This is a genomic window from Streptomyces jeddahensis, assembly GCF_001642995.1.
GTDB classification, from domain to species: Bacteria; Actinomycetota; Actinomycetes; order Streptomycetales; family Streptomycetaceae; genus Streptomyces; species Streptomyces jeddahensis.
Map to the genome: position 1 here is coordinate 1 of NZ_LOHS01000020.1, position 20248 is coordinate 20248.

The 20248-nt window shown below is 69.3% G+C and carries 15 protein-coding genes and 4 pseudogenes; 13 read left to right on the forward strand and 6 right to left on the reverse strand.

Annotated elements, in window-relative coordinates; translation table 11 throughout:
- Nucleotides 1-403: 403 nt before the first annotated feature.
- Nucleotides 404-1375 (reverse strand): succinylglutamate desuccinylase/aspartoacylase family protein, encoded by a 972-nt coding sequence (locus STSP_RS01350; protein WP_067270871.1) that lies wholly within the window; start codon nucleotides 1373-1375, stop codon nucleotides 404-406.
- 212 nt (nucleotides 1376-1587) lie between these two features.
- Nucleotides 1588-4614, reverse strand: a complete 3027-nt coding sequence (locus tag STSP_RS01355; protein WP_067270874.1) for an aminotransferase class III-fold pyridoxal phosphate-dependent enzyme — start codon at nucleotides 4612-4614, stop codon at nucleotides 1588-1590.
- A 643-nt stretch (nucleotides 4615-5257) separates the two neighbouring features.
- Here STSP_RS01355 and STSP_RS01360 point away from each other — a divergent pair.
- From STSP_RS01360 to STSP_RS01370, 3 genes and pseudogenes are all read left to right on the forward strand, one after another.
- Entirely contained in the window at nucleotides 5258-6475 is a 1218-nt protein-coding gene (locus STSP_RS01360) for a PucR family transcriptional regulator (protein ID WP_067270876.1), read from the forward strand.
- Between the two features lie 506 nt (nucleotides 6476-6981).
- On the forward strand, nucleotides 6982-7665 hold the full coding sequence (locus tag STSP_RS01365; RefSeq protein ID WP_067270878.1) for a haloacid dehalogenase type II: 684 nt from the start codon (nucleotides 6982-6984) through the stop codon (nucleotides 7663-7665).
- A gap of 140 nt (nucleotides 7666-7805) precedes the next feature.
- Nucleotides 7806-8528, forward strand: a pseudogene (locus STSP_RS01370) (NAD(P)/FAD-dependent oxidoreductase).
- 35 nt (nucleotides 8529-8563) lie between these two features.
- On the opposite strand, the pseudogene STSP_RS36480 reads toward STSP_RS01370, so the two are convergent.
- Nucleotides 8564-8794, reverse strand: a pseudogene (locus STSP_RS36480) (hypothetical protein); the annotation flags it as partial.
- 886 nt (nucleotides 8795-9680) lie between these two features.
- Between STSP_RS36480 and STSP_RS40685 the strand changes: the two are divergent.
- The 9 genes and pseudogenes from STSP_RS40685 to STSP_RS01410 all read left to right on the forward strand — a co-directional run.
- Nucleotides 9681-9848 (forward strand): annotated as a pseudogene (locus STSP_RS40685) (glycoside hydrolase family 43 protein); the annotation flags it as partial.
- Between the two features lie 137 nt (nucleotides 9849-9985).
- Nucleotides 9986-10219 carry a beta-xylosidase family glycoside hydrolase gene (locus tag STSP_RS40690; RefSeq protein ID WP_269801018.1) on the forward strand — a complete coding sequence of 78 codons (234 nt, stop codon included), beginning with the start codon at nucleotides 9986-9988 and terminating at the stop codon, nucleotides 10217-10219.
- A 126-nt stretch (nucleotides 10220-10345) separates the two neighbouring features.
- Entirely contained in the window at nucleotides 10346-12100 is a 1755-nt protein-coding gene (locus STSP_RS01385; RefSeq protein WP_067270885.1) for a cellulase family glycosylhydrolase, read from the forward strand.
- A 46-nt stretch (nucleotides 12101-12146) separates the two neighbouring features.
- Nucleotides 12147-12302 (forward strand): annotated as a pseudogene (locus STSP_RS41085) (hypothetical protein); the annotation flags it as partial.
- Between the two features lie 72 nt (nucleotides 12303-12374).
- Nucleotides 12375-14354: a glycoside hydrolase family 31 protein gene (locus tag STSP_RS01390; RefSeq protein WP_067270887.1), complete on the forward strand. Its 1980-nt coding sequence runs from the start codon at nucleotides 12375-12377 to the stop codon at nucleotides 14352-14354.
- Nucleotides 14355-14465: 111 nt separating this feature from the next.
- Nucleotides 14466-15227, forward strand: coding sequence for an alpha/beta hydrolase (locus STSP_RS01395; RefSeq protein WP_198547237.1), 762 nt, complete (start codon nucleotides 14466-14468; stop codon nucleotides 15225-15227).
- A gap of 1 nt (nucleotide 15228) precedes the next feature.
- Nucleotides 15229-15447, forward strand: coding sequence for a hypothetical protein (locus STSP_RS01400; RefSeq protein ID WP_067270889.1), 219 nt, complete (start codon nucleotides 15229-15231; stop codon nucleotides 15445-15447).
- The gene (locus STSP_RS01405) at nucleotides 15444-15818 is read left to right on the forward strand and encodes a PIN domain-containing protein (protein ID WP_067270892.1); all 375 of its coding nucleotides are present in this window, start codon (nucleotides 15444-15446) and stop codon (nucleotides 15816-15818) included. The genes STSP_RS01400 and STSP_RS01405 overlap by 4 nt, the downstream gene beginning before the upstream one ends.
- A 47-nt stretch (nucleotides 15819-15865) precedes the next feature.
- Nucleotides 15866-16054 carry a hypothetical protein gene (locus tag STSP_RS01410; RefSeq protein WP_232789481.1) on the forward strand — a complete coding sequence of 63 codons (189 nt, stop codon included), beginning with the start codon at nucleotides 15866-15868 and terminating at the stop codon, nucleotides 16052-16054.
- A 140-nt stretch (nucleotides 16055-16194) separates the two neighbouring features.
- On the opposite strand, the gene STSP_RS01415 is transcribed toward STSP_RS01410, so the two are convergent.
- From STSP_RS01415 to STSP_RS01425, 3 genes are all read right to left on the reverse strand, one after another.
- A complete protein-coding gene (locus STSP_RS01415; protein WP_067270896.1) occupies nucleotides 16195-16695 on the reverse strand; it encodes a hypothetical protein in 501 nt (166 codons plus the stop codon).
- Nucleotides 16696-17178: 483 nt separating this feature from the next.
- Complete coding sequence (locus STSP_RS01420; protein WP_067270898.1) at nucleotides 17179-18357, reverse strand: acyl-CoA dehydrogenase family protein; 1179 nt, start codon at nucleotides 18355-18357, stop codon at nucleotides 17179-17181.
- Between the two features lie 110 nt (nucleotides 18358-18467).
- Nucleotides 18468-18878 carry a four-helix bundle copper-binding protein gene (locus STSP_RS01425; protein WP_067270936.1) on the reverse strand — a complete coding sequence of 137 codons (411 nt, stop codon included), beginning with the start codon at nucleotides 18876-18878 and terminating at the stop codon, nucleotides 18468-18470.
- Nucleotides 18879-19545: 667 nt separating this feature from the next.
- Here STSP_RS01425 and STSP_RS01430 point away from each other — a divergent pair.
- Entirely contained in the window at nucleotides 19546-20232 is a 687-nt protein-coding gene (locus tag STSP_RS01430; RefSeq protein ID WP_067270901.1) for a dienelactone hydrolase family protein, read from the forward strand.
- Nucleotides 20233-20248: the final 16 nt, after the last annotated feature.

Below are 20248 nucleotides of genomic sequence, written 5' to 3' on the forward strand. Positions count from 1 at the left end.
TATGCCCTGGTTCTGCTCGGCCACGCCCACCCGTCCTCTTGATGATTCGCTGACGCCTTTTTAACGCACGGGTCGCGCTCGCGTTCCAACGGGGGTGAGGACCATTGCCGGGATCCGCAGGCCGAGCGAGGGCCTGCGGCACAACGACGAAGTGTGACCGGGCTCGCTAGTTGGCACCAGGCCACGTTCACGACCTGCACTGATACCAAGTAGCTTCGGCAGCCGGAGCCGCAGAGTCAGCGAAATAGTTGGCGCTGGGTACAGCGCAGGTCATGAGGCGTGCGTCGCCATAGCGGGGCCAGAAACCGGAACTCGTGCTTCCAGACAATTCTCCTGGAAGGAGTGAAATGGGGCCATCTCGGCGGGGTAGGGGGATGGGGTCAGTGGGCGGGCGTGCGGCCCGTCAGTGGTGCGGGGCGGCGATGGCGGCGAGATGCGTGCCGGGGCGGACGGAGAGTCCGTTCATGCCGTAGATGATCTTTCCGGTGGCGATGGCGGTGATCTTGTGCTCGGTGCCGTCGACCGGGTCGATGATGCGGCCGATGGTCTGTCCCTCGGTGACCTCGTCGCCGGTGACCGCGTCCGGGTACCAGAGGCCTGCGACGGGAGACTCGACGTCGCCCGTCCAGATCCAGTCGCGTGGCTGCACGGTCGGCTGCTTGATGTGCTCCGACGCCTCGATGGCACCGAGGTGGTGCAGGATCCGGTAGAGGGCGTCGAGCAGCCTGTGTACGGTGGCGGCGGCGCGGTCGCCGAGTTGGCCGGTCTCCACGAGGATCGCGGGGATGCCCTGCCGGTTCGCCGCGGCGTGGCTGTTCCCGCCGTCGGCGCTGGTGCCAAGGATGACCAGCTCGTATCCGATCGCGTGGGCCATCGCCTTGTTCTTCGCGTCCAGCTCGCCGTCGCCGGTCAGGCGGTAGCCGACGAAGTCGAGCAGGTGCTGGTCGATGCCGCCGCTGTGCAGGTCCACGTAGGCGTCGGCGCCGTCGATCAGGTGCTCGAAGAGCCAGGCCGCCATGCGGTCGGTGGGGCCGCCGTCCTTGTCGCCGGGGAAGACGCGGTTGATGTTGACGCCGTCCAGCGGGGAGATGTTGAGCCTGCCGCCGTAGACGGCCGGGGGGTTGGCCACGGGGCAGATCACCAGCTGGCCGGCGATCTCGTCCGGTTCCAGCAGCCCGGCCAGGCGGGTGGTGGCGTCGACGGGGATGAACTCGCCGCCGTGGACGCCACCGGTGATCACGACCCTCGGGCCGGGACGGGAGCCGTTGACGAGGATCAGGGGGACGTCCACCGTCGTGGTGCCCAGGTCGGCGGGCAGGGTCCCGCGGGTCTTCTGGCCGGGCTCGGCCCTCAGCGCGCCGATGGTCAGGGTCATGCGTTTTCTCTTTCTGACTCAGGCCGTGGAACGGCCGTTTGTGGTGATGAAGTCGATCGACTGGGAGGCGCGGCGCTCCGGGGCGAGGTCCGCGGCGATGCCGCCCATGGCGGGCGAGACCTTGAAGTCCTGGCCGGAGAAGCCGGCCCGCGGGGCACTTCTCGCTTTCGCGGGCCACTCTCGTTCCTTGCCTCAGTAGACGGTTACCCGTCTCAGGACTGAACGGCCGAGCGCAGCTCGGGCAGGGACAGGACCTCGTCCAGCACGTCGACGTAGAGATCCACGTGCTCGCGGCGGAAGGTCATGGGCGGTTTGATCTTCAGTACGTTGTCGTGCACGCCATTGGGGAAGACGATGACGCCTCGCTCCTTCATGAGTTCGGTGACCATGAAGGCCTGCTCAGTGGCCGGCATTTTGGTGGTGCGGTTACGGACCAGTTCGACGCCGAGGTAGAGCCCTTCCGCCCGCACGTCACCGATGAGCGGTTGGCGCTGCTGGAGCTCGCGCAGCGACTGGGCGAAGTACCCGCCCACGCTCACAGCGTTCTCCCTCAGCTCATCCTGCTCGACGATGTCGAGCACGGCCTCGCCGATCGCGCAGGAGACCGGGTTGCCGCCGAAGGTGTTGAAGTACTTCATGCCCGTGTCGAACGCGTCGGCGATCTCCCGAGTCGTGACCACCGCCGCGAGGGGATGCCCGTTCCCGAGCGGCTTGCCCATCGTGACGATGTCCGGGACCACCTTCTGGAGCTCGAACCCCCACCAGGGCCCGAGTCGTCCGACGCCGACCTGGACCTCGTCGGAGATGCACAGGGCGCCCGCCCGCCTGGCAGCGGTGAACACGCCGTCGAGGTAGCCGTCGGGGAACACGATGTTTCCACCCGATCCCATCAGGGACTCGGCGATGAAGGCGGCCGGGGGTCGGCCGTCGGCCGTGATCCGCTCGATGACAGCCGCGGCGTCGCGCGCGTACTTGACTCCGGCGTCCGTGTCGTCGTACCCGTAGGTGCTGCGGTAGCGGTCCGGGATGACGACCTCGTGGGTGGTCGCGGGTGCACCGGCGCCGCCGGGGCCCTTGTAACGGTTCGGGCTGATCCCGGTCACCACGCCGGTGTTTCCGTGGTACGCGCCGTCGATGTTGACTATGTGCTGACGACCTGTCACCTGCCGGGCGATCCGCAGCGCCAGGTCGTTTGCCTCGCTGCCCGTGCACACGAGGAAGACGACCTCGAGCGGGTCGGGCAGCGTTGCTACCAGCTTCTGCACGTAACTGGCGATCTGCGGGTAGACGAAACGGCTGTTGGTGTTGAGCTTGCGCATCTGTCGGGTGGCGGCGGCCGTCACCCGTGGCTCGGCATGGCCGACGTGGGTGACGTTGTTCAGCGAGTCCAGATAGGCCAGGCCGTCCTCGTCGTGGAACCACACGTCCCGCCCGCGCACAAGGTTCATCGGGGTGCGGTAGTAGTTGCGCTGGGAGCGAGCGATGTGGCGACGGCGCACTGAGACGACGTCGTCAATGGTGGGGGCCGGGGTGGAGCACTCGGTGAACCCGAGGAGCCGGGCGGGGTCGGGTGACAGGTGGCTCCACACCTGCCGTGCGGAGGGCGGCACGACACGAGGGGGCGGCCACGTGGCCATCCGCGCGGTGCGGTGGACCTGCACCTGGACGCAGGATCCGAGCGGGTCCGTCTCCTCGCTCGCGCCGGCGCGTCCCAACGGCGCCCCGGCCGGGACGGTCGCCGCAACGGGCGGCGTGTCGTCGAGTCCCCACCAGCACGTCCAGAACTCCAGCCCCTCGACCGCATGTCGCAGCACCAACGGCATCCCGGAGCCACCGCGGGCCTCGACGACGCCGGACAGCGGGCTGGCAACCTCCTCGGCGTCTGCCACGATCAGCGAGCCGCCGACCTGAACCGTCGCGGGCTCGTCGGCTCCCGGGCGGCGCCGGCCCCCCAGGAGCAGCGATGCGCTGAGGTGGGGCACGTAGCCCCGCCGCCGTCGTCCGTCGAGGACGTCGTCGATGCTCGCGCGCACCGCCCTCGCGTCGTGCCAGTCGACTTCGTCGTAGAGATCACTTGCCGGTCGCAGGTCGAGCAGTTGCGGGGCCGGTGCGTACGAGGCACCGTCTCGGGCCGCCTCTGCCAGGACCTCTTCCAAATTCCGCTGCTCCCGCGTCGGGGGGAGCCCACACGCGACCCGGAACGTCGCCTCGGCGACGTCGGGGCAGACCTCGGCCACCTGCGCGATCGCGGGCCAGGTGTGTTGCATGCGGGTCCGCCCGTACGGCGTGTCGCTCTCGGAGACCCGGCGCGTCCACGTCACGGCGTTCATGCACAGCCGGGCGGCCGCCAACGGATAGACAGCCGCCAGTTCCTCAGCCGTGAGGGGGAGCACCGAGTGGAAGCCGGCCACGACTTCGGCCGCCGCAGCGAGCGGGTCGGCCTTGCGGACCATGGCGTAGCCCGCCGCGATCGCCACCTCCGCCGCGCGCACGCTGTAGAGCGAGTCGCCCAGGTCGACGATGCCCGAGATCCGCAGCACCCCGTCCTCGTCAGCGTCGGCGAGGACGTTGGCGTCATTGAGATCCTGGTGTACGACGCTCCGCGGCAGTCGGTCCCAGGCCGGCAGGAGATCGTCGTACCAGCCCATGATCGTGCGCACCGCCTCTCGCCGGTCCGCGTCCTGTACAGCGTGCAGCGACGCCTCGACGATCTCAGCGGCCCGGCGCATGTCCCAGTCGTGCGGTTCCAAGCCCACCGGTGGCTCCACGCTGGAGAGTCCGAGGCTCAGCCGCCCAGCGGCTTCTCCCAGCTGGCGCAGAAGCGCTGCGGGGTGGTCGTCGAGATCCGCCAGGACCCGGCCCTCGATCCAGCTCATCACGCGAACCACGTGCGTTCGGCCCTCGTGGACGACGGCGGCAAGGAACTTCCCCTCGCGTGTCGGGACCAGCCGTGGCACCGGAAGGTCGGGAACGGTGGAGGCCAGATGCTGGAGGAGCGAGTTCTGCCAGAGAACGTCGGCCGAGTCCGGCTCCGCGCGGGTGACCCGTACGAAGTAGCGCATGCCGTCGTTGCCGGTGATCCGGACGTTCTGGTCGACCTCCCCTCCCAGTGGGTGCTGAACATATCCCTCGAGTCCGAAGGACTGCCGCAGCACGTGATCGAGGAGCGAGCCCGGCAGTTGGCCGGTGTGACCGGGGATGGTCGTTCCGTCCTGGCCGGTGGTGGTCGCTGAGGTCATCGGTGCGTTCTCTCTCTCGTCGTCAAGTCGCTCATCACTCACCGTGGGCCTGCGCCACGACGCTCAGGTCGTGGCCAGTCCCCCGCCGCCACCCGTGTCGGACCTTTGCCCGACGCTGACAGCCAGCTCCCGGACGGTCCGATCGATTGCGGTTCCCGGGGGCGGCGGGCAGAGCTGCCGCGGCTGTGTCTCGATCCCTTCACGGGCTGCGCAGACCTCGACCAAGTGGGACCCGGGCATCATGGTCCTCGACCCTCGCCTTGAGCTCGGCGTAGTCTCTGGGGGAGTCCTGGGTGATCTCGATACCGCTCTGCCTGGCGAACCGCTGACACTGACCCGAGGAACGCGGCGCCCTCAGCAGCGCCTACTCAAGGTGACGGACTGGGGATCAGGTGCCTACCGGAAGTGCCATAGCTGCTCCAAGTGCGGGGTCATGTCACGAGCCCACTCCAGCTCGAGGTGATGCCTCAGTGAAACACCGCGGAGAATCCGGCAACAAGGGACGCGAGGCCGCGACATCGACCCCGTATTTTGTGCCTATGCACAATTTCTGTCAGGGAGCGCCACCGGCATGCCAGCGGCATTACCCGGAGACGGCCCTGGATCCGTCCGGTGACGGCTGTCGTCGGGAGAGGCGGTCCTCATGAGCGGCCCGGGACGCCGTCAGGGCGGGGCCCGCCACGACGCCGTGCAGGCGATCGCGCGCCGGCTCCTCGAGGAACGACTCGACGAACTGACCTCTCGTGCTCTCGAACGACTGGAAGCCGAGGAGCCCGCCTACGCGTCGGCGGACTGGGACCCGGTCCAGAAACGGGAGGGGATGCGACGAACCCTCGAACTCGCCCTGACCCGGCTGGCCGGCGGTCCCGTGCCCCGGACGGTCTCGCGCGCCACCGAGGACGTGGGACGCGAGCGAGCGGAGCAGGCGTTTCCCCTGACCGCTCTGATGCACTCCTTCCAACTGGACCTCAGGACCCTGTGGGAGGCCGTGCTCGCAGAGGGGCGAGCACGGGGCATCAGCGCCGATCCCGACTTCCTCGACGGATTGATCCGCGTCTGGGAGGCGACGGACGCCAACAGCGTCGAGGTCGTCGACGCCTACCGCCGTACCGAGCGCGACCTGGCGAGCCACCGTACGGAGGTGCGCAACCGCGCCTTCACCCGCCTGGTCCTGGAAGGGGAGCAGGATCCCTCCATCGTCGCCGAGGCCTCCACGTTGCTGGGCTTCTCCGAGAACGTCGCCCTGACCGTGGTCGTGGTCGAATCCGTTCCTACCGGGGACCCGGCTGTGTCCCAGGTCGACGACGCGCTGCGTCGGGGCGGCCTGGTACATCACTTCGGATGGATGGGCGACGAGCTCCTCGGCATCATCGGTCACGGACGGCGCAATGAAGAGGCCGTGCTTGCCATGCTCCGGCCGTTCGCCCCGTGGCGCTGCGGCGTCGCGGAAGTCCCCGGCCTGGCGCTGACGGCGCGGGGCATCCGGTTCGCACGTGCCGCGATCCGCAGCTCCGCCCAGCCCGGAGTGCGGCACGTGGAGGGCCACTGGATCGGGGCGATCATGTCGGCGCAGGAGGAGCTCACCGGTGCGATGGCCACCGGCGTGCTGCGCCCACTGCTCGAGCTGCGCGACCGCGACAGCATCGTCGAGACCCTGCGCTGGTACCTCGACCTGGGCTCGGTCGCCGAGGTGGCCGCACGCACCTACCGTCACCGGAACACGGTGGGCAATCGCCTGCAGGCTGCGGAAGAGGCGACCGGGCTGAAGCTGTCCCGACCGAACGACGCCGCCCGGCTGGTCCTCGCCCTAGCTTGGCTGGAGACGGACGCGGGCGCCCGCTTCCGGGCGACGATGTCCTGATCCACCGATCGCTGGACGGGGCGAGGCAACCGGCCGGGGCCGCGACCCAGAGAGCCGGCGCCAAAGTACGGCGGTCAGAGGCCACATGCCCTTCATGAGGACGGCAGCCTTGGCGGCCGACAGCCCGGTCACGCCGCGGGGCAGCAGCGCCAAGCGGCCGCAGTTCGCGCCGGAGCCACTCGCGGTGCTTCTCAGAAATTGTGCACAGGCACAAAATACGCGGTCGATCTCGCGGCCTCACGTCCCTTGTTGCCGAATTCTCCACAGTGCTTCACTGACGCATCACCTCGAGCCGGAGAGAGGCTCATCGCATCGGCGCAGTAACGATGCTGCCGCCGACTACCTGATCAGCATTCGTCGTCCCCGGCCCTGCCCGGGGGCTCGTCCTCCAGCGGCGGCCCCTCGGGCACCCCTCAGCCCCCATCCCCCTAAACAGGTCGCTGCCCCAACGCCTCGGCGGCCTCCTGAACCCGGTGTCCCATATACCCGGAAAGAGGTTGAACACCATGCGTCAGATCGTCACCTTCGATGCCTACGGCACCCTGGTCGACTTCCAGCTCGGCCCCACCACCCTGAAGGTCCTGGCCGACCGGCTGGACCTGGACCGTCTGAACGTCGACGAGTTCCTCGACGACTTCCGCATCATGCGGTTCCACGCCGTCCTGGAGGCATACCGCCCCTTCCGCGAGCTGCTGCCCGCCAGCCTGGAGATAGCGATGCGTCTGCACGGCCTGGAGTACCGGCAGTCCGACGGCGAGGCCCTGGTCGCGGCCGTGCCCACCTTCGGCCCCCACCCCGAGGTCCCGGCCGCCCTGCAGGCACTGAAGTCCCGGTACGAGATCGCCATCATCTCCAACACGGACGACGACCTCATCGCCCAGAACCTGGCCAACATGGGCGTCGAGTTCGACCATGTCATCACCGCCCAGCAGGCCAAGGCGTACAAGCCGTCCCGGCAGGCCTTCGAGTACGCCTTCCAGACCATGGACATCGACCCCGCCCAGGTCATCCACGTCGCCCAGGGCTGGGAGTACGACCTCATCCCCACCCGCGACCTCGGCCTCGCTCGCCGCGTGTGGATCAACCGCTACGGCCACAACGGCTCCATGGGCGCTCGCGGCAGCGCCGACTACCAGCCCTTCGACGAGCTGCCCGACCTGTCCGGCCTGCCGGCCCTGCTCGGCTGCTGAAGCCGGGACCCGGACAACACACCCCTGGACTACCAGGAGGACCCGAGGGCGTACGTCATGAAGTAGATCCCCTACTGGCTCGACACAGCCCTGCCTTCCCCGACCGGACCGGCAAGCCCCTGCCCGATCAGGCGGACTTGGTGGTCATCGGCGGCAGCCTCACCGGCCTGTCCACCGCCCATCACGCGGCACGCAAGGGCGCCCACGTCGTCCTCGTGGAGAAGGACAAGGTCGGCTCCGGCGCCTCCGGGCGCAACGGCAGCATGTGCACCCAGGGCATCACCATCAGCCCCGCCGAGGCGCGCAAGCGCTACGGGCAGCCGCGGGCCCGGGAACTGTACGACGCCTTCCGCGAGGCGGTGGACCTGGTGGAGGAGCTGACGGTCAAGGAGCAGATCGACTGCGACTTCCACCGCGTAGGGCGTCTGGGCGTCGCGTTCAAGCCGCAGCACTTCGAGAGCATGCGAGCCAAGCAGCGCGACCTGGCCGACAACTTCGGTCACGACACCACGCTGCTGAGCAAGAGCGATCTACGTGCCGAGCTGGGCTCCGACTAGTACCACGGAGCCCAGCTCGACCCGCTCAGCGCGCACCTTCACGTCGGCAAATACGTCCATGGCCTGGCCGAGGCCGCCGAACGCGCCGGGGCTCAGATCCACGAACGCAACGCCGCGACCGCGCTGCACCGCCTCCCCGAGGGCGGTTTCCTCGTCGAGACCCTGCACGGCACCATCCGTGCCAAGCAGGTCATGGCGGCGACGGACGCCTACACCGACAAGTCGCTGCCCTGGTTCCGCAAGCGGCTGATCAACGTCGGCAGCTTCGTCATCGTCACCGAGCCACTGGGCAGGGACGGCCGTTGACCAGGTTGTACGCGGCCGTCGCACCGGTCGCCGCGCGCCTCGCCGAGCCAGGACACGCCGTGCAGCGCCTCCGTCACGGTGCGCAACGAGGCGATGCCGAGGCGCTCGACGGGCGGTGCGTACTGGTGCAGCAGCGCGATCCGCTCGTCGAGCGTGAGCCTCCCGAGCAGGTCGTCGACGCGCTTGTCGATCGGCAGCACCGGGTCGCGGAACGGAAGCCGGGCGCCGGCAGGGACGAAGAACCCACGTGGAAAACCTCCAAGCAGGCTGATTTGATGCGTTGAAGCGCTTCGACACTCCCACCGCAGCCACAGGCTGTCAACGACAGAATCCAAAGAAAATTGCCCAACCCTGCCATCTTGCCTCGCAAGAGACATGTCATTAACGTTCGCCGCCGGGTGAAGCGCTTCGACACTCCGAAGGGGAAGGGCCGCCGCGATGAGTAACGAGGTGAACCGCAGAAGCTTCGTCGGCAAAGCCGCCGCCGTGGCGGGGTGCTGCCGCCATGGCCCTCTTGCCTTCCGCCTGCGGAGGTGGCGGCCGGCAGCAGACCGGCACGAACACGAAGTCGGGCCTGAAGGCGGCGCTGCCCGCCTACATGCCCAGCAAGTCCCTCAACCCGACGTCCCCTCGGTACCGCACCACTGTCTCCGGCGTCCCGGCCAAGGGCGGCGAGTACACCGCGGTCACCCCGCAGTGGAGCACCGTGCCTCCGCCGGGGAGCTCCTTCTTGGAAGTTCGAGAGCAGCAAGCTCCTCCACATGTACGAGATGCCGCAGTTCCGTGCAGAAGCACTTCCGCGCCGGTGTGCTCACGTGCGCGATCAAGGGGTGAACCGGTCGCCCACCTGCTCCCCCGCCTTGACCGGGAGCGGCTCCCCCCGCCCATCCCCGCTGCTGGAGCGGAGCCGCTCCCTCACCACCGTCAGGAATGACACGGAGGCCACCATGGTGACCCTCGCCGACGTGGCCAGACACGCGGGTGTCTCGTCCAGTACTGCCGCCCGGCGGCTGCGCGGTGCTCCGCACGGCCTGACTTCCCCGCCCGAGTTGCCCGCGCCCGCCTGGCCGCTCGTCCCCGGCCCCGCCGAGGCCCGCCGAGGCCCGCCGGAACGACTTCGACCGCAGCGAGTTGCGGCCGCAGTGGATCTCCGTGCGCGACCGTCCGGAGGAGCGCTGCACCACCAAGGAGAGGGCCGGATGGCTGACGCTCCGCGCCCGCGGCGCCTCGCTGGACAAGCCGGACGTCGTGTTCGTCGGCCGCCTCCAGCAGCGCCTGACATGCCCGGTGCGCACGTGCATCGATCCGGCGCAGGGGCGCGGCAGCCTCGCCGTCCGGCTGGATGAGGAACACCACTCCGAGATCGAGGCGTCCGACGGGAAGGTGCAGGCGCTGTGCCGTGTCGGACCCGCTGCGCACCGTCGTGGGGCCCCGGTCCGTGCCCTCCTGGCCCCTTGGTGCTCGGCGTCCGGATCTCCAGCACCCCACCGCGGGATGCCCGCACCGGACCCGACACCGTCGCACTCGGCGTCGAGGAGCCGGACGGCACATTCACCGTGCTCGGCACGCTCGACGGCCGCTGTCTCTCGACGGAGGTGGCCGGCGGATTCACCGGACGGGTCATCGGCCTGTACCCCTCGGCCGGCACGGTCCACTTCGACTGGTGCGACTACGAGCCGCTCGGCCTCTGAACCAGCGCCGCGAGTCGAGGCACCACGTCGCCTTCCGAAAGACGAGCGGCCCTCCCCCCTTGACCGCCTGCCGCTCCATCCCCTCGCGGGCGGAACCCCCGCTCGGCCAACAGAGAAAGGTCAGAGATGAAGAGAACGCACCACCCCACCGGCCACCGCAGAAGCGGCCCCGACCGGGTGCTCGGCCTGCTGCTGGCGCTGGTCGCCGCGATCGGGCTGACCAGCACCACCGCGTTCGCCGTACCGTCCCACAGGGACGCGTCCGCGGCGATGAAGAACATCGAGCTCAGTCCGATGAGCACGGTGGCCGCGATGCAGCCCAGCTGGAACCTGGGCAACACCCTGGACGCCATCCCCGACGAGACGTCCTGGGGCAACCCACCGGTCACCAAGGCCCTGCTCGACACCATCAAGTCCCAGGGCTTCCGCAGCGTCCGCATCCCCGTCACCTGGAGCGGCCACCAGTCCTCCACCGCCCCCTACACGATCGACGAGACGTGGATGAACCGCGTCAAGCAGGTGGTCGACTGGGCGCTGGCCGACGGTCTCTACGTCGTGATCAACGTGCATCACGACTCATGGCAGTGGATCGCCGACATGCCCACCGACCACGACAACGTCCTGGCCCGCTTCAAGGCCACCTGGACCCAGATCGCCGCCACATTCAAGGACTACCCGGGGAGCCTCCTCTTCGAGAGCAACAACGAGCCGCAGTTCAACAACACCACCGACGCCCAGGGCATCCAGTACAACGACGAACTGAACACCGCGTTCCACACCGTGGTGCGCCAGTCCGGCGGCAACAACGCGACCCGTCTGCTCGTCCTGCCCAGCCTGCACACCAATTCCGGCCAGGTCTTCCTGGACGCCCTGGTGAGCGAGATGAAGTCGCTGAACGACCCCAACCTCGTGGCCACCGTGCACTACTACAGCTGGTACCCGTTCAGCGTGAACATCGCCGGCGGCACCCAATTCGACGCCACCGCGCAGAAGGACCTGACCGACAACTTCGCCCGGATCCGCGACACCCTCGTGTCCAAGGGAATCCCCGTCTACGTGGGCGAGTACGGCCTGTTGAAGTACCCCGACTACTTCCAACCCGCGCCGCGTGTCGAACGTGGCGAGGCACTGAAGTACTTCGAGATGTTCGGCTACGAGGCCCGCATCTCAGGGGTGACCACGGCCCTGTGGGACGCGTACAACTTCCTGAACCGCTCCACGCTGCAGTGGCGTGAGCCCGAGCTGATCAACCAGATCAAGTCGAGCTGGACCACCCGCTCGGGGACGGCCTCCTCGGACCGTGTCTTCCTGGCGAAGTCGAGTGCGATCACCGCCAGGACACTCACCCTGAACCCGAACGGCACCACCTTCCAGGGCCTTTGGCAGGGCAGCACAAAGCTCGTCCAGGGCCGGGACTACACCGTCTCCGGCAACGAGCTCACGCTCACAGCCACCGCGCTGACCCGGCTCGCCGGCGACCGCGCCTACGGGATCAACGCGACGATCGAGGCCCGCTTCTCCCGGGGCCTGCCCTGGAAGATCTTCGTGACCACGTATGACAGGCCGGTGCTCTCCAACGCGACCGGCGACACCAGCGGTCTCACCATCCCCACCCAGTACCGCGGTGACCAGCTGGCCACCATGGAGGCCAGGTACGCCGACGGCAGCAACGCCGGCCCGGTCAACTGGACTCCCTACCAGGAGTTCAACGAGGCCTTCTCTCCCGACTACCCGGGCAACGGTCTTGTCCTCACCTCCAAGTTCGTCGACTCACTGCGAGACAACACCCAGGCGACGCTCGTCTTCCACTTCTGGAGCGGAGCCACCGTGACCTACAACGTGACGAAGAACGGAGGCTCTGTGACGGGAACCGTCGCCTGACCGTTCTCGGCCCCGGGTACCAGGAGTTCACTTCACGTTCACGCCGGACTACCCGAACGGCGCGATCCGGCTGACCTCCGACTACCTGAAGACCCTCACCGACGGCTCCACCGTCACCCTGAAGTTCGACTTCTGGAGCGGGGCCTCCGTCACCTACCACGTGACCAGGTCCGGCGACACGGTCACCGGCACCGTCTCCTGACCACCGATTGACCGACCCCGGCCCCGTGTGCCCCACACGGGGCCGGGCGTCAGAAGAACAAGAGGAATCGCCTTGCCTTACAGCATCAGCGCGGATGGCCTGGAACGTCACACCGCCGAAGAGATCCTCCGTGTCGAGCCCTGGGGGCCGCACGCAGTCCGGGTCCGGGCCTCGTCCGGGACAGTCGCCCCTTCCGCTCCCGGCGCGCTGGAGATCCCCTCGCCCTCCCCCCGCGTCGACGTGTCCGTCGCGGAAGACGGCTCTGCCCGCTTGGTCAACGGCCGCCTCGCTGTCGAGGCCCTGCCGGACGGACGGCTGAGGTTCCTGCACGCCGCCTCGGGCCGTGAACTCCTCGCCGACAAGTCCCCGTACCCCCATCATCCCGGCCCCCGCGTCCATGCGGCCGGCGGCCGGACGGAACAGCACTTCGAGGCCTACGCCGGCGAGCGGCTGCACGGCCTCGGGCAGCATCTGCACGGACTCCTGGACCAGAAAGGCTGTGTGATCGACCTCGTCCAGGGCAACACGGTGGCCGCCATCCCCTTCTTGCACTCCTCGCGCGGCTACGGACTGCTGTGGAACAACCCCGCCACCGGCCGTGCCGAACTGGGCACCGACACCACCCGGTGGGTCGCCGACGCCGGCGGGCGGGTCGACTACTGGATCACCGCCGGCGACACTCCGGCCCAGATCCTGGACGCCTACACCCTGGCCACCGGACGTCCGCCGCTCCTGCCCGAGTGGGCGTCCGGTTTCTGGCAGTCCAAACTGCGCTACCGTACCCAGGACGAACTCCTGGCTGTGGCACGGCAGTACAAGGAACGCGGACTGCCGCTGTCCGTCATCGTCTGCGACTTCTTCCACTGGCCCGCGATGGGCGACTGGCGTTTCGAAGCAAGCGAATGGCCCGATCCCGCCGCGATGGTGGCAGAGCTCTCCGGCCTCGGGGTGAAGCTCGCGGTCTCGGTATGGCCCACCGTCGAGCCCGGCAGTGACACCTTCGACGAGCTGCGCTCGGCCGGATGCCTCGTACGGGACGGCGACGGCGGCCTGCTCACCTGCCACTGGCCCTCCCGTAGCGCCGAGGAGCCGATGCGCCGGATGGCGTACTACGACGCGACCAACTCCCACGCGCGCGCCGCGCTGTGGCGACGGCTGAGCGACAACTACCTTTCAGCGGGCGTGGCCTGCTTCTGGCTGGACGCCTGCGAACCCGACCTGCCCCGGGATGTCGCCGACCGTGCCGTCTACGCCGCCGGTCCGGCCGCCGAGGCCGCGAACCTCTACCCGCTCCTGCACACCCGAACCGTCGCCGACGGCCTGCGCGCGGCCGGCGAGGACCGGCCGTTGTCCCTGGTCCGCTCCGCATGGGCGGGCAGCCAGAAGTACGGCGCCGCACTGTGGTCCGGCGACATCCCCACCACCTTCGACTCCCTCGCGCGGCAGATCAGAGCCGGACTGAACGTCGCGATGAGCGGCGTCCCCTGGTGGAACACCGACATCGGCGGCTTCTTCGGCGGCGACCCCGACGACCCCGCCTACCGCGAGCTGCTGATCCGCTGGTTCCAGTACGGCACCTTCAGCCCCGTCATGCGGCTGCACGGGGACCGCGTGCCCCACCACCCGGCCTTCTCCACCGACATGACCGGCGGGCCGAACGAGGTCTGGTCCTACGGGGAGCAGGCGTACGGCATCCTCCGGGACCACCTGCTGCTGCGCGAACGCCTGCGCCCGTACCTGGACCTGCTGTCCCAGGACGCGCACCGCACCGGCGCACCGCCGATGCGCCCGCTGTTCTTCGACTTCCCCGAGGACGAACGCGCCTGGGACGTGGACGACCAGTTCCTGCTCGGCCCCGACGTGCTGGTGGCACCGGTGTACGAGCCGGGCGCGCGCACCCGCCGGGTCTACCTGCCCTCCGGCGCCCGCTGGTACGACCCGGCCACCGGACACGTGCTGGAGGGTGGAACGGCACCCGACGCCGACGCCCCACTGGAGCGCATACCCGTCTTCGTACGCGAAGGAGCCGCCGTCGCACACGCGTTGCGCTGACGTGTGCAGGTGCCGGGGCGCGCCTCCGTGCGGCCCGCACCTCCTTCAGGACCGCGGCGGTCCGACGGAAGAAACCCCGAAGAAGACCCCTTCTCACAGATGGAGCAACAGATGGCAGACTTGCGGATCACGAACAGTGGCGCGGCAGCGCTGACGTTCCACCCACTGATGGCGGAGGCGCCGCGCCCGGCTGCGGGCGCGCCCGCGGTGATCGTCATGCCGGGCGGCGGCTACACCTTCCTTGCCCCGCACGAGGGGAAGCCCGTCGCACAGTGGCTGAACCAGCTCGGATTCGCCGCCTGGGTGCTGGAGTACCCGGTAGGGCCACAGGACTTTCACCCCGCGCCGCTGGACTCGGCTCGGGCGGCGATGCGTGAGGCGCGCTCGCAGGCGCCGGGGCTGGGGGTCGACCCGTCGCGCATCGGGGTCCTCGGCTTCTCCGCGGGCGGCCACCTCGCCGCCCACCTCGCCGCCGGCCCGGACACGGCCGACGACGAGCGGCCCGCGTTCGCGGTGCTCTGCTACCCGGCGACGTCATGGCACAACTTCGGCCCCGCCGCAGTCGGCGAACCGGACAGCGACCCGCTCCTCGGCCCCGGCTCGACCCCGGAACAGCGCCGCGCGGTCTCCATCGAGCTGATCGCCGTCCCGCAGACCCCCCCGACCTTCATCTGGCACTGCGCGGACGACGACACCGTCGGGGTCGACCACGCCCTGTCCCTGACCCGGCGCCTGGCCTCCCTGCGGGTCCCGGTCGAACTGCACGTATTCCCCACCGGCGGACACGGCGTGGGACTGGCCCAGGACATGACGCCCGCCGGCACGTGGACCTCCCTGTGCGCGCAGTGGCTCTGCAGGACGACCAGCCACTAGTGTGCGCGACCGGCTGCGCATCCTCGCGGAGGAGCGCGGCACCACCATCACGGAGCTGCTGGAAGACCTCGCTACTCGGGAGCTGACGGCTGCCGAGCGGGAGCAGCGGGCTTTTGAGGCTGCCCGTGAGCTCGGCATCGAGTACACCGAGCAGGTCCAGCAGGCCGGCCAGGACGCCTGGGCGACGATCCGCGCCCATCAGGGCGGCGCCGCCGCATGAACCTGACGGCCGTCCTGGACCACACCGCTCTGGCCGCCCTGTTCCGTGCGGATCCCTTCTACACCGGCCTCTACGTCGAGGCCTCGCGTGGCACTGGCCGAGTCATCATCCCGTCGCTGTCCATGCTGGCCGCCGAACGGCAGCTCGCCGGTGCCGGCAAGCACGCGGCGTCCCTGCGGTTCGCGGAGAACATGACGTTCACCGCGGCACACGCGGTGGATGCGATGGACTGGCGAAACGTCGACTGGCCGGTGGCGCACGCGGCAGCGATCGCCTGGCAGGCGGTGAAGGCGGGGGAACCACTCACTGTCCTGTCGCTGGAACCCGAGCTGTACGCGGGCACCGGCATCACTCCACTGAACCCGACCTGACCTTCGGCCCGGCGGGTCTGCGGCGCCAGCCGCAGACGGTGTTCAGCATGGTGGGTATGGAAAACGCGACGGCGACGCACGACGAGCGGCTGCGGGACCTGGAGGCGGATATTGACGCCCTCGCCGATGCCGTCGGCACGCCGGGGGAACGGCCGATCACCCAGCGTCTGGACACGATCGAACGAGTTCTGTTCGCTCTTGCCCGTACGCAGGGCGTCGACCCGGACGCCATCTGAGCTTTGCCCGCCTGCATGGCTGCGACCCGCGAACACACCAGGTGTTCGCGGGCCGCAGCCCTATGCGCGCTGGTCAGACGATCGCCGGACGCGTGTCACGGCAGAGGTCTTGAGTGTGGGGTGCCTGCTGCTCTACTGGTTCATGGATGGTCGAGGCCCAGGTGGTTGCGGCGGGCGGTGGCCAGGGCGCGCCACCGCTGACGGGTGGTTGGTTCGCCGTCGAGCCAGCGGGCGCCGGACACGTGTGACAGGGGCAGGTCGGCCATGTAGTGGGCGATGTCAACGTAGTAGGCGTAGTCGCCGTTCTGGGTCTGTTCCCGCAGCCGGGAAAGGGTGGCGGCAAGAGCGTCGTGGTCGTCGAGTACGGCCCGGTGGAACGCTGCGGCGAGTTCGAGGGTGGGGATCACGGAGGTGAGGCCGGCGATGTCGAGTTCGGCGCGCAGGTTGTGAATGCGGTCGTCGAGCGCGGGATTTCCTGCGTCACGGATCAGGGTGGCGATGGCCGCGTTGACGGTGGTGGCACTCAGGTCGAGGTTGGCAAGGAGCTGGTGGGCCAGATCGATTTCGTCGTCGGCCTGGCGGGGGTCGTAGAAGGCGACGGCGAGGGCGCGCAGGGCTTGGTTGTGTGCGGCTTCAACCACTGGTCCCGCCTCTTCGAAGAGCTCCCTGGCCTCGTGTTTATGCGCGCCACAGCAGATCCCCGCATCGCCTCGATCATCGTCTGGAGCGACGTCACACGGGCCGAAGCCCCACAGTGCCCCATCGTCGCCGAGGAGCGTGGAAGAGGAGGAGACGCACGACTGCTCACCTCCCGCACCAGTGCACTCCACGAAGCCGACGTCGGCCGAAGCGAGCGATTCCGCCCACGCCGACGCCTCGGCCTCTACGGGACACAACTCGCAACAGCCTGCGACCAGAATCGGCCCCTCCACGTCTCCGTACGCGCGGTCGTCGAGGAGGAAACCCGCACTCGCCGCGCGGCCAGAGTTCAGCGTCCCTGAGGAAATAGCAGGTCAGTGGGGCCCGAGGATGACAAGCTGAGTCCATCACCTGCCAGGACGCGTACTCTGACCGGTGCCAACTATCCCGCTTTTATGCCAACTAAAAATCCTCGTCACACGAAGTCAACGGCGTACGCGCGGCATCCCCAGGCCGATCCAGGAGATGATTTCGCGCTGGATCTCGTTGTTGCCGCCGCCGAAGGTGAAGATCACGGCGGATCGGTAGCCGCGCTCCAGTTCGCCGTGGAGGACGGCGCCCGCGGATCCCTCTTTCAGGGCTCCGGCCGCCCCCACGACCTCCATCAGCCATGCGTACGCGTCGCGGCGCGCCTCGGAGCCGTAGACCTTGACGGCGGAGGCGTCCTGGGGTGTCAGCCTGCTCTCCTGGACAGCGTTCACCATCTGCCAGTTCATGAGCTTCATCGCGTCCAACTTGGTGTGGGTCTGGGCGAGGCGGTGGCGCACCCAGCCGAGGTCGATGACGCGGCGGCCGTCGGCGAGCTTGGTGTCCATGGCCCAGCGCTGTACGTCGTGCAGGGCGCGGATCGCCATGGTGCCGTGTGCGGCGAGGGTGACGCGCTCGTGGTTGAGCTGGTTGGTGATGAGCCGCCAGCCCTTGTTCTCGTCACCGACGCGGCGGGAGATGGGGACGCGGATGTTCTCGTAGTAGCTGGCCGTGGTGTCGTGCGAGGCGAGGGTGTTGATGACGGTGCACGAGTAGCCGGGGTCGGACGTCGGCACCAGCAGCATGGTGATGCCCTTGTGCGGTGGCGCGTCGGGGTCGGTACGCACGGCCAGCCAGACCCAGTCGGCGGTGTCGCCGTTGGTGGTCCAGATCTTCTGGCCGTTCACGACGTATTCGTCGCCCTCGCGGACGGCCCGGGTCTTCAGCGCTGCGAGATCGGTCCCGGCTTCGGGTTCGCTGTAGCCGATCGCGAAGTCGATCTCGCCGGAGAGGATCTTCGGCAGGAAGTAGGCCTTCTGCTCATCGGTGCCGAACTGCATGATCGTCGGCCCGACCGTGTTGAGGGCCATCAAGGGCAGGGGTACGCCCGCCTGGGCGGCCTCGTCGAAGAAGATGAACTGCTCCATGGGCGTGAGGCCGCGGCCGCCGTACTCCTTCGGCCAGCCCACGCCGAGCCAGCCGTCCGCGCCGAGGCGGCGGATCGTCTGCCGGTAGAACCGCTTCTGGGCCGCCGGTTCGGCGTACCGGGCATGGGCCGTGTCGGGGACAAGACCGGTGAAGTACGCACGCAGTTCGACGCGCAACCGCTGCTGCTCAGGCGTGTATTCAAGGTGCACGGCGCCTCCTGGTCTCCCTGGCTCGTTGACCCGGACCTGACGGCGCACACAGTAGAACTCGTTTCAGAAATAGGGAATGGTCGCGTGCGCGGGAGTCAGCCGAGCGTGGATCAGCCGAGCGTGGAAAGGAAGTCCGCGCAGGTGCGCGCACAGCGGCGACATGCCTCGGCGCAGGTCTCCGCCCCCGGGTGGCGGTCGAGCAGCTGCGCGCAGTCCAGCGTGACCGACATGCACCTTTCGAGCTGGAAGCGCAGCTCGCACTCGTCCTGGCTCACGTCCTCGGAGAGCGTCCGGCAAACCTCGTCGCACACCGTCGCGCACGACATGGCCCTGCGGCGCAGCTCCTCCGCGCCCGGGTCGTCGACGGCATCAGGCTCGGCGCCGGTGTCCGGGCCCGCGCTCGTCAGGCTCGCCTGCAGCGCGCACAAGCGGGCGCATTCGGTGCAGGCCTGCGCGCAGGCGAAGCGATCCTCCAGAAATCGGACGAGGTCCTGCCGGCTGACGGCCTCCTGCCGGCTCACTGCCTCCGGTCGGCTGAGCGCCTTCTGCCGGCCCGGCCTCGCCCCGGCGGCCGGCCTTGTCCCTGCGGCGGCCTGGTCGCGGCCCGCACAGGCACCCGCGGCGGCCTGATCCTGGCCCGCGCCCGCCGCGGCCTGATCGCCGCCCGCACGCGCCGCGGCCTCGTCCCGGCCCACACCCGCCGCGGCGTCACCCGTGCCCGCACCCGCGGCTGCCCGACCTCGGCCCGGGCTCCCCCCGGACTCGTCATGCCGGAGTCCTGCCCGATCCCTCCGAGCAGCAGACCGAGCAGCAGCCGACCTAGCAGCAGCCTCAACGTGGCCGACGGCGGTCGAATCCTGCCCGACCGCATCCGCTTCCGGCCGCCCGGCGATCTCGGCCCGCCGGGCCGGAGTCTCATCGTCCCCAGCGATCTCGGCCCGCCGGGCCGAAGTCTCGTCGTCCCCGGCGGTGACCCCGCTCCCCTGATCCGTCGCCCGGTCCGCCGCTGTGTACGACACAGCGCCCCTCCTTCCACAGACATCCGCAGACGCTTCGCGGGCCTGCGACGGTGCGGGCCCGCGGTTCCTGGCGGGTAGCCGTGCGCCGCGCGGCCAAACCCGCATAGCCGCCGCACTCGGGGTACTCGATGCATGCCCGGTATCGGACCCGAGAGGACCGGGAGGTCTCATGCTGTCCACACCCGTGGCTGTGACGAGCGGCGAGGTGTCTCTCGCGGGAGACCTGACCGTGCCGGACGACGCCACCGGCGTCGTGCTCTTCGCCCATGGCAGCGGCAGCTCCCGCCACAGCCCGCGCAACCAGGCCGTCGCCGCCACGCTCCGCGAGGCCGGCCTCGGCACGCTGCTGTTCGACCTGCTGACGCCAGACGAGGAGGCCGAGGACGCGATCACCGGCGTCCACCGGTTCGACATCGCCCTGCTCGGCCGGCGGCTGACCGGCGCGGTGGACTGGCTGGCGGCCCGGTCGAGTGATCTGCCGCTGGGCCTGTTCGGCGCGAGCACGGGCGCAGCCGCCGCGCTGGTCACCGCCGCTGAACGGCCCGAGTTCGTCCGTGCCGTGGTCTCGCGGGGCGGCCGTCCCGACCTCGCCGGAGACCAGGCGCTGCAACAGGTTCAGGCGCCTGTCCTGCTGCTCGTGGGCGGCCGCGACGAGGTCGTACTCCAGCTGAATCGTGAAGCACAGGCCAAGCTGCGCGCCCCCAGCCGGCTGCAGGTGATCGAGGGAGCGACCCATCTCTTCGAGGAGCCCGGAACGCTGGACCAGGTCGCCGTCGCCGCCGCGGACTGGTTCGGCGCCATGGGACGGCCACCGGAGGCGGACCCGGGCCACGACGGGGGACGCGCACAGCAGTAGCCCCCGACGGGGGACG

Coding starts and splice junctions, on each gene's coding strand:
- STSP_RS01350 (WP_067270871.1), bottom strand. CDS start 1,375: ATGACCCTGACCATCGGCGCGCTGAGGGCCGAGCCCGGCCAGAAGACC.
- STSP_RS01355 (WP_067270874.1), bottom strand. CDS start 4,614: ATGACCTCAGCGACCACCACCGGCCAGGACGGAACGACCATCCCCGGT.
- STSP_RS01360 (WP_067270876.1), top strand. CDS start 5,258: ATGAGCGGCCCGGGACGCCGTCAGGGCGGGGCCCGCCACGACGCCGTG.
- STSP_RS01365 (WP_067270878.1), top strand. CDS start 6,982: ATGCGTCAGATCGTCACCTTCGATGCCTACGGCACCCTGGTCGACTTC.
- STSP_RS01385 (WP_067270885.1), top strand. CDS start 10,346: ATGAAGAGAACGCACCACCCCACCGGCCACCGCAGAAGCGGCCCCGAC.
- STSP_RS01395 (WP_198547237.1), top strand. CDS start 14,466: ATGGCAGACTTGCGGATCACGAACAGTGGCGCGGCAGCGCTGACGTTC.
- STSP_RS01405 (WP_067270892.1), top strand. CDS start 15,444: ATGAACCTGACGGCCGTCCTGGACCACACCGCTCTGGCCGCCCTGTTC.
- STSP_RS01410 (WP_232789481.1), top strand. CDS start 15,866: ATGGTGGGTATGGAAAACGCGACGGCGACGCACGACGAGCGGCTGCGG.
- STSP_RS01430 (WP_067270901.1), top strand. CDS start 19,546: ATGCTGTCCACACCCGTGGCTGTGACGAGCGGCGAGGTGTCTCTCGCG.